The 13,751-nt window shown below is 38.1% G+C and carries 15 protein-coding genes and 1 rRNA gene; 6 read left to right on the top strand and 10 right to left on the bottom strand.

The genetic code is table 11. The annotated features are described in order from the left end of the window. The first annotated feature begins 9 nt into the window (after positions 1-9). Genes nikC through ACFQRG_RS21185 form a run of 5 tightly spaced genes read left to right on the top strand, consistent with a single transcriptional unit; the run spans position 10 to position 5,627 of the window. Entirely contained in the window at positions 10-912 is a 903-nt protein-coding gene (nikC, locus tag ACFQRG_RS21205) for a nickel transporter permease (protein ID WP_380970000.1), read from the top strand. Positions 913-933: 21 nt separating this feature from the next. Then, positions 934-1,947 carry an ABC transporter ATP-binding protein gene (locus tag ACFQRG_RS21200; protein WP_380969997.1) on the top strand — a complete coding sequence of 338 codons (1,014 nt, stop codon included), beginning with the start codon at positions 934-936 and terminating at the stop codon, positions 1,945-1,947. Further along, positions 1,925-2,890 (top strand): ABC transporter ATP-binding protein, encoded by a 966-nt coding sequence (locus ACFQRG_RS21195; protein WP_380969994.1) that lies wholly within the window; start codon positions 1,925-1,927, stop codon positions 2,888-2,890. The genes ACFQRG_RS21200 and ACFQRG_RS21195 overlap by 23 nt, the downstream gene beginning before the upstream one ends. Continuing rightward, the gene (locus ACFQRG_RS21190; protein WP_380969991.1) at positions 2,868-4,592 is read left to right on the top strand and encodes a sigma 54-interacting transcriptional regulator; all 1,725 of its coding nucleotides are present in this window, start codon (positions 2,868-2,870) and stop codon (positions 4,590-4,592) included. Before ACFQRG_RS21195 ends, ACFQRG_RS21190 begins: the two co-directional genes overlap by 23 nt. A 15-nt stretch (positions 4,593-4,607) precedes the next feature. After that, positions 4,608-5,627, top strand: coding sequence for an asparaginase (locus ACFQRG_RS21185; protein ID WP_380969989.1), 1,020 nt, complete (start codon positions 4,608-4,610; stop codon positions 5,625-5,627). A 117-nt stretch (positions 5,628-5,744) separates the two neighbouring features. Here the strand turns inward: ACFQRG_RS21185 and ACFQRG_RS21180 are convergent, their stop codons facing one another. The 10 genes from ACFQRG_RS21180 to ACFQRG_RS21135 form a co-directional block, all read right to left on the bottom strand. Beyond that, on the bottom strand, positions 5,745-6,095 hold the full coding sequence (locus ACFQRG_RS21180) for a YflT domain-containing protein (protein ID WP_380969986.1): 351 nt from the start codon (positions 6,093-6,095) through the stop codon (positions 5,745-5,747). Between the two features lie 114 nt (positions 6,096-6,209). Further along, positions 6,210-6,842 (bottom strand): response regulator, encoded by a 633-nt coding sequence (locus tag ACFQRG_RS21175; protein ID WP_380969983.1) that lies wholly within the window; start codon positions 6,840-6,842, stop codon positions 6,210-6,212. Next, entirely contained in the window at positions 6,839-7,903 is a 1,065-nt protein-coding gene (locus ACFQRG_RS21170) for a sensor histidine kinase (RefSeq protein ID WP_380969981.1), read from the bottom strand. The genes ACFQRG_RS21175 and ACFQRG_RS21170 overlap by 4 nt, the downstream gene beginning before the upstream one ends. After that, positions 7,900-8,691 (bottom strand): cell wall-active antibiotics response protein LiaF, encoded by a 792-nt coding sequence (gene liaF, locus ACFQRG_RS21165; RefSeq protein ID WP_380969979.1) that lies wholly within the window; start codon positions 8,689-8,691, stop codon positions 7,900-7,902. Before liaF ends, ACFQRG_RS21170 begins: the two co-directional genes overlap by 4 nt. Before the next feature lie 35 nt (positions 8,692-8,726). After that, entirely contained in the window at positions 8,727-9,584 is an 858-nt protein-coding gene (gene liaG / locus ACFQRG_RS21160) for a LiaG family protein (protein WP_380969977.1), read from the bottom strand. Positions 9,585-9,845: 261 nt separating this feature from the next. Next, complete coding sequence (locus ACFQRG_RS21155) at positions 9,846-10,502, bottom strand: PspA/IM30 family protein (RefSeq protein ID WP_380969975.1); 657 nt, start codon at positions 10,500-10,502, stop codon at positions 9,846-9,848. Positions 10,503-10,520: 18 nt separating this feature from the next. Further along, positions 10,521-10,934 (bottom strand): LiaF transmembrane domain-containing protein, encoded by a 414-nt coding sequence (locus tag ACFQRG_RS21150; RefSeq protein WP_380969973.1) that lies wholly within the window; start codon positions 10,932-10,934, stop codon positions 10,521-10,523. A 150-nt stretch (positions 10,935-11,084) separates the two neighbouring features. Then, positions 11,085-11,282 carry a hypothetical protein gene (locus ACFQRG_RS21145; RefSeq protein ID WP_380969970.1) on the bottom strand — a complete coding sequence of 66 codons (198 nt, stop codon included), beginning with the start codon at positions 11,280-11,282 and terminating at the stop codon, positions 11,085-11,087. A 104-nt stretch (positions 11,283-11,386) separates the two neighbouring features. After that, on the bottom strand, positions 11,387-12,562 hold the full coding sequence (locus tag ACFQRG_RS21140; protein WP_380969967.1) for a cation:proton antiporter: 1,176 nt from the start codon (positions 12,560-12,562) through the stop codon (positions 11,387-11,389). Further along, on the bottom strand, positions 12,562-13,056 hold the full coding sequence (locus tag ACFQRG_RS21135; RefSeq protein WP_380969964.1) for a cation:proton antiporter regulatory subunit: 495 nt from the start codon (positions 13,054-13,056) through the stop codon (positions 12,562-12,564). The genes ACFQRG_RS21140 and ACFQRG_RS21135 overlap by 1 nt, the downstream gene beginning before the upstream one ends. Positions 13,057-13,663: 607 nt before the next feature. On the opposite strand from ACFQRG_RS21135, the gene ACFQRG_RS21130 reads away from it, so the two are divergent. Then, positions 13,664-13,751 (top strand): 16S ribosomal RNA (locus tag ACFQRG_RS21130); the annotation flags it as partial.

Here is a 13,751-nt window from a genome sequence, read left to right as displayed (position 1 = left end):
GGAAGCGGGATGTCCCAGATAGAAATAACGCCCCAAGCAAACCCTAACAAAACAGCGGCAAAGGTCAAGGTCCACTCACCGCTTTATGACTTTTGGAGAAAATTTCGCAAGCAAAAATTAGCATTGGTTGCAGGGGTCTTTGTCATTTTATTAATCTTAGTGGCTATTTTTGGGCCGATTATTGCTCCATATAAACCGACTGCTTTTGATTATTCGTCGGTACTGGAAGGACCTTCAGCCAAACATTGGGCGGGAACAGACGCTTATGGGCGCGACATTTTCAGCCGGATTATTGTTGGAACGAGAATTTCCTTATTTGTTGGCTTTATTTCAGTCTTTATTGGCGCGGCAGGTGGTACAATTCTTGGATTAATCAGCGGTTTTTATGGTAAATGGATAGATAGCTTAATTATGAGAATTTGTGATATTTTGTTTGCGTTTCCTGGAATTATTTTAGCAATTGGTATTATTGCTATTTTAGGACCCGGCTTAGGAAATGTAATCATTGCAGTTTCTGTTTTTAGTATCCCATCATTTGCGCGGATAGTTCGAAGTACAACACTTTCAGTTAAGACGACGTTATATGTAGAAGCTACTCGATCGATGGGTGCAAAAAGTCGCCGGCTAATCTGGAAACATATTTTTCCTGGCACTTTATCAAGTATTATCGTGTATTTTACGATGCGAATTGGAAACGCCATTCTAACAGCAGCTAGTTTAAGCTTTTTAGGACTTGGTGCTCAACCGCCATCTCCAGAATGGGGCGCTATGCTTAGTGATGGAAGGGATTACTTAAGTACCGCGCCGCAAGTTGCTATTTTTCCAGGGATAGCTATATTTATTACAGTTCTTGTTTTTAACCTTCTTGGTGATGGATTGCGGGACGCACTCGACCCTAAAATAAAAGAATAAGCGTTTAAAGGGAGTTTTGCCATGAGTAAGCATCTATTAGAAATTAATCAATTAAAAACATATTTTTTTGGTGATGAGAATGTTGTACCTGCAGTTGATGGTGTAACAATAACGATCAATAAAGGTGAAACAGTTGGAATAGTCGGAGAATCAGGCTGTGGTAAAAGTGTTACGTCTTTATCAATCATGAGGCTTTTAAAACATACTTCAGGAAAAGTGGTAGACGGTTCTATATCCTTTGAAGGGAAGGATCTTTTGTCCCTTTCTGAACGGGAAATGAGAAAGATTCGCGGAAATGACATCGCTATGATTTTCCAAGAACCGATGACCTCTTTAAACCCGGTTCATAAAATTGGCAGGCAAATTCAAGAAGCTATTGAATGGCATTTAAAATATTCTAAGAAGAAGTCAATGGAACGAACAATAGATATGTTAAAGCTTGTTGGTATTCCCAGAGCTGAAGAGATTGTAAATGAATATCCATATCAACTGTCCGGAGGGATGCGACAAAGGGTTATGATTGCGATGGCGATGGCTTGTGAGCCAAAGCTTTTGATTGCTGACGAACCGACAACAGCTTTGGATGTAACTATTCAAGCACAAATTTTGGAACTCATGAAGGATCTAAAGGCCAAAAAAGAAACCGCTATTATGTTAATTACTCATGACCTGGGTGTTGTTGCGGAAATGTGTGACCGTGTTGTTGTCATGTATGCAGGTAAGGTAGTTGAAGAGGGTGATATTTACACCATCTTCGAGAATCCGAAACATCCTTATACCAGGGGGTTATTAAAATCAACACCAAAACTCCATGAGAAAAGAGATCGATTAGGATCTATTCCAGGTAATGTTCCTAGCCCCGCCAATTTACCTAAAGGCTGCAAATTTGCACCGCGGTGTTCTCAAGTAATGGAGGCTTGCCTAGAACAAGAACCGGTACTTAAAAAGCTGAACGACGGCCAGTGCCGATGTTGGCTTTACCAATCAGATTCAGAAAAGGAGGGAGTCAAAAATGACAGCAGCTCCCTTAGTTGAAGTTAAAAATGTTAAAAAGTTTTTTCCCTTTAAGAAGGGATGGTTTAGAAGTAAACAATTTGTAAAGGCAGTTGACGGGGTATCATTTTCTATAAAAGAAGGAGAAACATTTGGTTTGGTTGGCGAAAGCGGCTGTGGAAAGTCTACAACAGGCCGAATGATTATGAATTTAATACAACCGACTGAAGGGGAAGTTTGGTTTAATGGTATAAATTTAACAGAATTATCTCCAGAACAATTACGAAAAAAACGACGTGATTTTCAAATGGTTTTTCAAGATCCGTATGCGTCACTTAACCCAAGATTAAAAGTAAGCGATATTATTCAAGAACCAATGGTGATTCATGGTATTAAAAAGGAAGAACGTATTCACCGTATCAGTGAGCTGCTAGAGACGGTCGGGCTTCATTCGGAATATGCAGACCGCTACCCTCATGAATTTAGCGGGGGGCAAAGGCAAAGAATTGGTATCGCCAGAGCGCTCGCGTTAAATCCAAAATTGATTGTTGCGGATGAACCGGTTTCAGCATTGGATGTATCTATTCAGTCACAAGTTGTTAATTTGCTTCAGGATTTACAAGATGAATTTGGATTGACATATTTGTTTATTGCACATGACCTTAGTGTCATTGAACATATTAGCCATCGAATCGGTGTGATGTATCTAGGAAAATTGGTTGAGGTTGCTAATAAAGATTCATTATATGAAAAACCGCTCCATCCATATACTCAAGCGTTAATTTCAGCAGTACCTATTCCTAACCCCCGTCTAAAGAGGGAAAGGATTGTATTGAAAGGTGATATTCCAAGTCCTGCCAATCCGCCATCTGGTTGTCCGTTCCATACAAGATGCCCTAAAGCATTTAATCGCTGTAAAATTGAGGTTCCAATAATGAAAAAAGTTTATCCGGATCATGTCGTTGCCTGTCATTTATATGATTAAAAAAGGGAGTCAAAAGGACGGTCATTTAACTATCTTAGCTATTGAAGAAGAATATCTTTCAATAATATCCAAGCAAATGGAAGATATTTTTGGTGATCGTCTTGAAATACAATCTATTACAATTAAAAATTTAAAAAGGAATATTATTCCTTCAGGCGGTACGATTCTATTATCCGGGAATTATATTATTCAATTGGTTAAAAACTTCTTACCGAATAATGTAAGAATTATTATTGGTAAAAGGGCGGTTAATATTGTTAATTTAAAGCTTTTAATTGATTTACCTAAGGGGCAGGAGATCTTAGTTGTTAATGATAATAAAATTAACACAGATCAAACGGTGGAACATTTGAACCAAACAATGTTTGAGCATCATTTTATTCCTTATTATCCAGATATGGAATTCCCTGATCATATCAAGTATGTTGTAACCCCTGGCGAAAAACATCTTGTTCCATTGGAGATGCCGAATGTCATAGATATTGGGCCTAGAATTTTATCAATTGAAACATTATATGATGTTGCTGATGCCTTTAAATTAAGGGAAAGCCAAGACATATTAACAACAAGATATATTAAATCACTTGTTTCTATGACCCAAGAACGAAATCATATTGCTTCAATAGATCTGGAAAATAAAAAGGAAGAAACATTATTTACTTTTGATGAAGTTGTTGCCCAAAGCCAGGCAATGTCCAAGGTTGTTTCTATTGCAAAAAAAATAGCTTCGAATGATCTTCCAGTATATATTAAGGGTGAAACTGGAACGGGTAAAAGTATGATATCTGAAGCCATTCATAAAGCGTCTAATCGGGGACATGAAAAATTTTTATCCATAAATTGTACTGCCTCATCCCCAGAATTATTGGAAGAGGAATTGTTTGGTGTTGATAAGGGTATAGAGAACATTACAGGTGTATTCGAAGCTGCAGGCAACGGGACAGTTTTATTAAAAGAGATTACAAAGCTGCCGATGACATTACAAGGCAGGCTCCTAGACTTATTAGAAAAAAATAAAGTAGTCAGGAAATATAGTAATAACCCGGTGTTTGTAAAACCGCGTTTAATAACAACAAGCCTGACTGATTTGTATGAACAAGTAAATAAGGGTAACTTTCGGAGAGATCTTTATTTCCGATTAACAGCTTCCTTTATAGAGATGCCGCCATTAAGAAAGCGAAGCTCTGATTTTAATCATTTGCTACATCAGTTTATAAATAACCTTAATTATCATCACCTTGACTTTTCATCTGAAGCATGGGAGGCGCTAACAAACTATCATTGGCCTGGTAATGTTAGAGAGTTATATAATGTTCTATCATTTTGTGCATGTTTAGGAGAAAAGACTATAACTCTTGAATCTTTGCCCCATTACGTACGAGAACAATCTAATGAAAAACATCCTATACCTATTAAAGACATTATTGAAAAGATTGAGCAGCATGGGTTCTTGGAAGAAAACATTATGATTTTAAAAGTTTTTTTAGATGGTAAGAAACAACAAGTATCGTACGGCAGGGTAACACTAAAAAAAATATTGGAAAGCAAAGGTATTCATCTTTCTGAACAACAGCTTCGAATGAGACTCGAGATATTGAATGACTTAGAACTTATTAATGTTCGCTTAGGAAGGGCGGGTACAACAATATCTCAAAAGGGTGAAAAGTTTTTATCATCCTATAGTGAAATAACAAAAATATAAGGGGGGATTATAAAGATGGAAGTTAACGAAAAACCAGTCTATGTTTATAGAGGAAACTATATTGAGAGTACACATGAGGTGCATATTGCGGTTGTTGATACAAAAGGGAATTTGTTACATTATTACGGAGATCCCATGCGTCCAACCTTTGCTCGTTCATCAATGAAACCATTCCAAGCAGTACCGCTTATTCAAACAGGTGCAGCGAAGGCTTTCAATTATCAACCTAAAGAAGTAGCAATCAGTTGTGCTTCTCATAGTGGTGAAGACATTCATCGACATACTGTATTACATATATTAGATAAAATTAATTTAGGGGAAGATGCGCTTCAATGCGGTACACATCCGCCGCGTGACCAGGAAATTTATAAGGCTTTGATTCGGGATGGGAAAGAATTAACTCCAGTTTTCAGCAATTGTTCCGGCAAGCACTCAGGCATGTTGGCGACAGCAGTTCATATGGGGGAGGATCCAATTACATACCGTGATATAGAGCATCCTGTTCAGCAACGGATACTAAAGGTGATTGCCGAAGTGTGCAAGGTTGCTAAAGAGGGGATTGAACTAGGGGTAGATGGCTGCGGGGTTCCAGTTCATCGCATTCCGCTTTATAATGTTGCATTTGGATATGCTAAAGTTGCTCAACCCCACCATGTTGAGGAACAATATCAATTACCATTAAAGACAATACGTGATTCAATGATGAAACACCCAGAAATGATCGGCGGCAAGGAACGTTTTGATACCGATGTGATGCGGATTTTTGGTGGGAAACTTATTGCAAAAGGCGGCGCAGAAGGGGTTTTATGTATTGGCCTTGTTGACCAAGGTCTTGGAATAGCGATAAAAGTAGAGGATGGTAACGCAAGGGCAACAAGTGCCATAGGATTAAAAGTACTTAAAGATATTGGTTTTGCTGATCAAAATAAATCTTGGCCGGATGATCTTAAATCATACGAGGAACCTGCTGTCACAAACATGCGAAAAGATGCAATAGGAAAGATTGTAGTGGATTTTAAACTTAAAGGCGCATAGCTTTCCACAGATCAGGGTCTGACCCCAGATAAGGCAGAAATAAGTATTAGCTTAATTCTAAAGACTATAACATAGGGGAAGGACCCCTATGTACAAATTATGTGCATAGTTACGGTATTACGGATGCAGATTTCTTACCTCTTTATGGTCGTTTATAATTAACAGTACTTTACCTTGATTTAATTTTTCTTTATACGTTTTTGTTTCTTCTTTTGAAAGGCCGACTTCTATCATCTTTTTAATAAGTTCGTTATTTTTATCATTCAGCAAGTTTCCTAAAGTACCGTTAAAACCAAGTTCCTCCAAGCCAATGGTATTGACATCTGCTTGCTTTGCCAGGCGTTTCGTACGGCTGTTGTCACTGGATAGCAAGTAGATGTCTTTTCTATATACACCTGATCCTTTCAAATCTTTAATATCATTCATTAAAATTTGCTCGTTATCATATTCACGAATTACCGGCTTCATTTCCATTCCCCCAAGTTAAAATTAGATGTTAATATACTATTACACAAATTCTAACTTTTTAAACTGCTTTTTACTTATCCACAGCCGGGGGTCTGACCCCCGGCTGTGGATAAGTCAACGAACCAGCTTATTGCGGTGAGCATAGATTGCGGCTTGAGTTCGATCGTCGACGCCGAGTTTTGAGAGGATATTTGTAATATGGGTTTTGACAGTTTTGACGGCAATAAATAATTCATCGGCAATTTCTTGGTTGCTCTTCCCGTCAGCGATCAATCTAAGAATTTCAAATTCCCTGGAGGTTAATGATTCGTGGGGTTTAGGCTGTTCGGAATGACGCATTTTTGACAGAACCTTGCCGGTTACCTTGGCTTCAAGGACTGATTCTCCTTTCATTGCAGCCCGGATAGCGTCAGCGATTTCACTTGCTTTCGATGTTTTCAATAAGTAACTTAATGCCCCGGCTTCAATAACCGGGTACACTTTATCATCATCAATGAAGCTGGTTAGAATAATGATCTTTGGATCAGTGAGTGCTTTGCATATTTCCCTCGTGGCTTCAACGCCGTCAACCCCGTCCATGACCAAATCCATCAATATGACATCCGGCTTTTTCTCAATAGCCAGGCGAATGCCTTTTTCGCCGTCAGAGGCTTCCCCGACAATTTCAATATCTTTCTGCGATTCAAGATAGGCGGATAGTCCAATTCGCACCATTTCATGATCATCTACGAGCAATACGCGTATCACTGTTCTCGCTCCCTTTCTATATCAATAATTGGAACCTTGACTTCAATTTGTACACCTTTGCCGGGGAAAGAAATGATTTCAGCGACGCCGCCGATTTCGTTAGCCCGTTCTTTTATGGACTCAAGACCGTAAGAAGATGTTTTTGGTTTGTCCATATCAAAACCAATGCCGTTATCTAAAATTCTAAGGAGAAGCTGCCGATTCATGACGCCAAGACGAACAGCGACTGATGTGGCTTGTGAATGGCGAAAAACATTAGACATCGCTTCTTGAACGATACGAAAAAGATGGTCCTCGATACCTTTGGGCAGACTGGGAATTTCTTTAATATCCCAGCGGATATCGACAGGCTGCTTTGCTTTAAATTCCACGAATAGTTCCTCAAGCCCTTCTTTAAGCCCTTTTCCTTCAAGTGTGGCAGGCCTTAAATGCATAAGAAGGGCACGCATTTCATTTTGAGCGTTTCCGGCCATCTTTTCTACCATGGCCATTTGTTGTTTTAGCTTCTGATTGGCAGGGTCAAGATTTTCTTGAATAGCTGAAGCCATCATAGAAATAGCAAAAAGCTGTTGGCTGACAGCGTCGTGCAATTCTCTGGCAAGGCGTTGACGTTCCTCGGAAATCACCGATTTTTTTAATTGGTCGTTCCACTCGGCTTTTTCTGTTGACAACTTTTGCAGGGAGGCAACCTGTTTTTCAATAGTATCTGCCATTTGATTTAAGTGATCGGCCATCAGCCCGATTTCATCATCGCCAAGATAGGGGACCCGGTGGGCATAGTTGCCGCGTTCATACTTTAAAATGGACTCAACCAAAAGTTCCAGTCTCTTTTTCAACATATTACCGTAAATAAAACCGGTTAATATGCCGAGGACAATGGCAAAAATTAATATCAGCAATATAAAAGGGATATGGAACCATCCGGCGGTTAATAAAACACGAAAATCCAATTTATAATAGAAGAAAAATATCGCAAGTAAAGCAAGTGCTGTAAACAGGCAAATCCAAAGGGTAAACTGTGTCATCCGCCACTGTATGTTTGTTAATCTCCTTTTTCTCATAAATACCTCACATCAATATCACCGATAAAATTAGAGATGGATATTTTCACTTTTCTGGTGGCGTTCTTGTATCCCTTTGTTTCAAGATTAATTTGCCGGTTTAAACCGCCCATTTTGTATCCTAATACCTCGAGATTTCCGATAGTGACCGATGCTGCTATTGATACATCCAAATCGTATGGAATATAAATATCGACATCGCCAATCAGTCCGCTGATAACAATCGTGTTTTCACCCTCATGAATGATTGCCTTCGATAAATCGATTTTGTTATCGCCGATACCATAAGACAAATTCATGTCTTTTAATTCATATCTATGGTTAATCAGGCGTAAATCACCGATTAGTGAACCGCGGAATTCGGGTGTTTTTTCGATAATAACGGGTTCGTCATCTTGTTCAGTTCCTTTTTGTTGTCCCGTTTGATATCTTTCTTTTTCTAAATGGTCAATTTCCTCATTGATCCAATCGTCAACGTTATCTTTTTTATTAACCGATGTCTTTTTGCTTTTCGCAGTTTTTTTGCCGTTGTTAAACAATCGATAACCAATGTAAATAAACAGCAATGCAATTAAAATACCGGCAATATGAATATGCAAAACAGACTCAAACAGCACGATTACCGCGAAAGTAAAACAAATATACGCAATCCATCGATGCCTTTTTTTAAGAAAATAAATACCGGCTGCTGCAAAGATTAAAGGGCCAACAAGGAGGTCGAGACCAATAATCCCTAAAAGTATGATAATACCGATAAGGACTGCACCGTATCCGATTAACTGCTTCAATGAGGTTCGCCTCCTTTATAAGACATTTGAAACTGTTAGTATATATTAATCTTTCCGCTGGTGACATTAAGTTTTACTGGATATTTTCCAGTACCGTAAGAACCGTTAACAATGTTATCGTCATTCACTTTAGCTTTTTGAAGCGGTATATCGCAATTAACTTTGCCGCTGATGGTGTGCGCGTTAAGAGTGAAATCGGCGTTCTTAGGAAACTTCAGTGTTGCGTCACCTGATTTAACATCCAAATGAATCGGATCATTTAATTGATCAAATTGAGCACTCAAATGCCCTGATAATACTTTACCATTTAATTCGCCTGTAAAGCTGGATAAATTGATATTACCTGATTTTATATCCAATGATGTTGTTTTTGTTATTAAGTGATCACCATTAAAATTGCCGGATAATGTATTGTTATATAAATGGCTGATATGCAAATTTTTAAGAACGATATTTCCAGAATGAACATTTAACTTTAATCTATTTAAATTCATTGTTTCACCGTTGAATTTTACATTTCCTGAGCCGGTTGAAAGGTCCATATTTTTATTGTAATCTTCTGGAATATATATGTTCAAAGTCGAAGGTTTCCAGAATGGCAAAAAGTTCAACCATTTGTGTTTAATGTCTACCTTAATTGTGTCACCCTCATGGTTAACAGTCATACGGAATTTGTGTCCATTTAATGCAGCTTCCAAATCATTTCTTTTAGAAGGGATGACATGAACATACGCGCTTGATGAGTCTACATCTATTGTTTTTATTCCTGATAAATCAGCGGATTCATGCTGATTAGATGATGTAAAGCGGTTGCCGATGTTACTGTTTACAAATAAGCCAAGAAGTATTAAAACACCGAAAAAGATAAACAGAATACCGATCATTTTTTTCATCGGATCGCCCCTTATAATGAAGTCTCACTTTATCCCGGTGCAACCGTCCGTAAGACTCCCGCCTCATAACTTAAGTAAATCATCATTAAAGTTTAGGCGGGAGTTAACGGACGCTAACACCCCGATAAGTTCAACTAACCATCAGTGGGGATGAACAAAACCCCCACTGATGGAAGTTTCACTTTATTATAAAACAACTATTAAGATAGGGCGCCTTATTGGCACCCACCTTAATTTAAGATGCTGATCATTCATTTGGCGTTAGCCAAGTTTGGCTTGGCGCATTTTTTCAAGTTCTTTTTCGGCTTCATCAGCATATTCAAATTTTCTCCACTGATTAGCATCACTTATAAAACTGGCACTGGCATAGGTGTCAGCTTTGATTTCCATTTCATTAATACGTTCTTCAAGACGCTTAAATTCTTTATATGTGCTTTCTGAATCAATCCGGTTGATAGAAGTGTGAATGTGTTCCTTTGCCTTTGCAGCATTAGCCCGGGCAATTAAGGCATTCTTTTTATCTTTCAGATCTTGAAATTTTTCCTCAAGTTGGCTTAGTTGTATCTTAAGATCTTTAACTTGTTCGCCTGCTTTTTCGTATAGCTCGCAATATTTTTCTGCTTTTGCCTCGAAATGTTTCATTTCTTGAAGAGCTTTACGGGCCAAATCCTCTTCACCGGCATCAAATGCAAGTTGTGCTTGTTCTTTACGCTTGTTTGCTAATTTTTCCGCTTCTTCTTTTTTCATGTAAAAGCTTTTTTCAATCGCTTGCTGTTTGATTATTGTATGTTTTGCCTTAGCAATTTCCCCATCCATATCCCGCAAATATTGCTTAAGCATGACCTGCGGGTTTTCCATTTTATCCAAACCTTCATTAATAGTTGCAGTGATCATATTTTTTATTCTTTTTAATACCATAAGAATGCCTCCTCTTTATTAATTATCTTTGTGCCGTTTTAAAAAATCTTTCCATTCAGTATCAAAACTGCTTTCAAATTTAACATTTTTATAGTTATTAACCGTTTCTCCAGATAACGTTGGAGCGGGTTCTTTGGTGTCTTTAATAAGTTTCCAGCCGAAATAGATAAGTACGGCTGAGATTGCTAGTGTAACGAGTAACGGCAGAAGACCGACAAACATTAAAATGCCGATAATCAATGCCGTAACACCAATAGCTTTTTGACCGCCTGTTGATGAAGTTTTTAATTTTTTTCCTCCGTAATAGATAAGAATGACCGAAAGTGCGAAGGGGATTAATCCGCCGATATGGATGCCAAGCATCCCTAAGAAAGCAACAGCGCCTATTAAAAGTAAAATAATCCCGACAAGACTTTTAAAATTTAAGCTCATGTTTTTCCCTCCTTCCTTTGTTATCTACAGTTTACGGAAAATAAATATTTTCCAAAACGCACCAGAGGTGCATTTTGGAATAAGACTTGGGTCTTATTAAAATTGAGACTAAAAATCCTGCATCGCTTATTAAAGCAATGCAGGATTCCTTCATTCATCCTCAATTCTTTGTTTGGCCGTATTAATTGCTTCCATTCTCCGTTTGTTTTTTGCTTCAATAGCACCGCGCTGTTCAGCATCTGGTGCTGATTCTAATACTTGCTGACTGTCTTGAATGGCTTGTTCAGTGTTTTCAATTCTATCTTCAAGCGCTTCGATTTTTTCACGGCTGTTTGTTTGCTTCGGCATTTTATCTACTCCTTACCTATAATTATCCTTATCCTTATCATTTGTGGTTTCAGTATCATTTATGTATAAAAACAAAAGCAAGTGCCGTTTCGGCACTTGCTGAGTTAGACCCCTGGAACTTTGATGTTTTTCTTCGGTTTTTTTGGACTGCCGTAAATCTTTCGTGTGATTTTTGGTGCGAATATAAAGAGGACAATGCCAATCACAGCGGCAATCAAAATATATATGCCTGAAAATACTTTTGTTGTACCTGTCGCAAGGCTTGCGATAACAACGGAGAACTCCCCTCGTGATGTTATTGAAAGACCTGCCCTCAACGAGACACGTTTTGAAAGTCCATATAATCTGCCCCCGATAACACCGACAAGTATTTTGGCGATCAGGCTCCAGATAACCATAACAATCAATAGACCGATCATTGGTACACCGTGGCTTAAATCAATAGTTGAACCGAATGAAAGGAAGAACAGCGGGAGAAGCAAATCCCTGACTGGAATGGTTGTTATTTCAATTTCTTGAATTTCATTTGTTTCTGCCAGCATCATCCCGGCAAGAAAAGCGCCGAGAACTTCTGATAAACCAAGATATACGGCTAAACCGCCGTAGGCGACAGCAATACCCACCGTAAACAATATAAAAATATCTTCATCATTAATACGCTCAATAAAATTACTTAGTTTACTGAAAACAAATCTGCCAATTAGGATAGCAACAAGCGCCAAAACGGCTATTTTTAAAACAAGCAGCCCAAGCTCTCCGGCTGTCACTTTTTGACCGGACGTTAAACCGATCAGAATTGCTACTAAAATAGGGGAAACTAAATCTTCAAATATAAGGAGTCCGAGAATATACTCACCTTCAACGTTTGCCATTCTTTTGGTGCTCTCCAGCAACTTCGCGGTAATAGATGAGCTTGTTGCATATACTGCACCGCTAATGAGAAACGATATTAAAAAGTTAAGTCCGAATAAGGAACAAATGAGAAAAGGGATACCAAAATTCAAAGCGATATCTAATAATCCGCTTGACCAAACTTTTTTAGCTGTTTCCCCAAGTTTGCTTATTGGAAATTCCAAACCAAGGAGGAAGAACATAAGAATGATTCCGATTTTACTTGCGATTTCAAGAATAGCGTTGTCGGAAATGAATCCACCCAGGATAATCCCTAAAACAATATAAAGAATAACCCCTGGTATATGAATTTTTCTCCCTATAAAGCCAAAAAGGAAAAGGAGAAGAATAATGATTCCTGATACGAGGTAAAATGGAGTATCATGCATTAATGATGTTCCCCTTCACCGCATAACAGCGCCAGTTCTTCGATTTGTTCTTGTTTTCCAATTGCGATAATGACATCGCCTGCTTGCAAAACAACATCGATGTCTGGTGTTGCGATGAGATCTTCTCCTTTTACAATTCCTATAACAGTTGCACCTGTAAGCGGGCGAATTTCTGAATCTCCAATTGTTTTGCCGACAAGCTGGGACTCTTTAGACAGTTCAATCCATTCAATTTGAATTTGTTTTCTAAACATCTTGGCTTTATCAACATCAACGGGCTGATAAATAGCACCAAGTAATTGAGCCCCAATTTCCCGGGTTTCATCCGCTGTTAAATTAATATAGAAATCAGGTTCATCATTATCGGCATCTTCGAACATATACAGATCGCGTTTGCCGTTATGGTGGACAATAAGAACCAACATACTGTCTTCGGCGGTTATCATAGATATTTTATAGCCAATGCCGGGTAATTTGGCTGTCTTTATTTTCATATCATATCTCCCTTCACTCTTTTCATTAAAAGCAGTACGCAGTTAAATAATGAAAGCATCGTACTTAAATTTTACCAACATCACTATTATGACAAAATAAGACACCTTTGATCAAATGAATTTATTAAAGGAAAATTTAACCTTACAGAACATTATCATCAAATTTCTAAATAAGATAAAGCGATTTGAACTATGATAAACTCAAAAGAGTTTCAGATAATGGGATGGACGCAACTATTTATTCATATAAAAAGTGTTGACGAAGTTTGTAACAAGTGATATTATAAATCTTGTCGATTTCATATTGTTCTTCACGAAATTGACATAAAAAGATGTTGACATTATGAAACTACGATGTTAATATTAATAGCGTCGCTTTTGAAAGAAAAAAGCACAGCAAAAAAAGTTGTTGACAAGATGTTCTCAACTTGATATAATAAAAAGGTCGCTGCCGAACGGCGAACTTAAAGAGTTAAGAGATTGTACCTTGAAAACTAAACAAAAGCCAAGCGTGATTGAAAGGGCAACTTTTCAATAAAAGCTAAGGATCATAACGATTAAAAGTATTGCTGTTTAACAGCTTTAATAAGGATGTTCGCATCCAAACTTTATTGAGAGTTTGATCCTGGCTCAGGACGAACGCTGGCGGCGTGCCTAATACATGCAAGTCGAGCGCGGGAAGCAAACAGATCTCT

Source organism: Scopulibacillus cellulosilyticus, from assembly GCF_042665295.1.
Taxonomy (GTDB): domain Bacteria; phylum Bacillota; class Bacilli; order Bacillales; family Sporolactobacillaceae; genus Scopulibacillus_A; species Scopulibacillus_A cellulosilyticus.
Note: the sequence above shows the minus strand (reverse complement) of the source record. Positions and strands in the feature narration are given on the sequence as shown.

Bases quoted from the DNA above. Each gene is read 5' to 3' on its own strand.
- ACFQRG_RS21185 (WP_380969989.1), top strand. From the start codon at position 4,608: ATGGAAGTTAACGAAAAACCAGTCTATGTTTATAGAGGAAACTATATT.
- liaG (WP_380969977.1), bottom strand. From the start codon at position 9,584: ATGAAAAAAATGATCGGTATTCTGTTTATCTTTTTCGGTGTTTTAATA.
- ACFQRG_RS21180 (WP_380969986.1), bottom strand. From the start codon at position 6,095: ATGAAGCCGGTAATTCGTGAATATGATAACGAGCAAATTTTAATGAAT.
- ACFQRG_RS21170 (WP_380969981.1), bottom strand. From the start codon at position 7,903: ATGAGAAAAAGGAGATTAACAAACATACAGTGGCGGATGACACAGTTT.
- ACFQRG_RS21200 (WP_380969997.1), top strand. From the start codon at position 934: ATGAGTAAGCATCTATTAGAAATTAATCAATTAAAAACATATTTTTTT.
- ACFQRG_RS21155 (WP_380969975.1), bottom strand. From the start codon at position 10,502: ATGGTATTAAAAAGAATAAAAAATATGATCACTGCAACTATTAATGAA.
- nikC (WP_380970000.1), top strand. From the start codon at position 10: ATGTCCCAGATAGAAATAACGCCCCAAGCAAACCCTAACAAAACAGCG.
- ACFQRG_RS21140 (WP_380969967.1), bottom strand. From the start codon at position 12,562: ATGCATGATACTCCATTTTACCTCGTATCAGGAATCATTATTCTTCTC.
- ACFQRG_RS21135 (WP_380969964.1), bottom strand. From the start codon at position 13,056: ATGAAAATAAAGACAGCCAAATTACCCGGCATTGGCTATAAAATATCT.
- ACFQRG_RS21145 (WP_380969970.1), bottom strand. From the start codon at position 11,282: ATGCCGAAGCAAACAAACAGCCGTGAAAAAATCGAAGCGCTTGAAGAT.
- ACFQRG_RS21195 (WP_380969994.1), top strand. From the start codon at position 1,925: ATGACAGCAGCTCCCTTAGTTGAAGTTAAAAATGTTAAAAAGTTTTTT.
- ACFQRG_RS21150 (WP_380969973.1), bottom strand. From the start codon at position 10,934: ATGAGCTTAAATTTTAAAAGTCTTGTCGGGATTATTTTACTTTTAATA.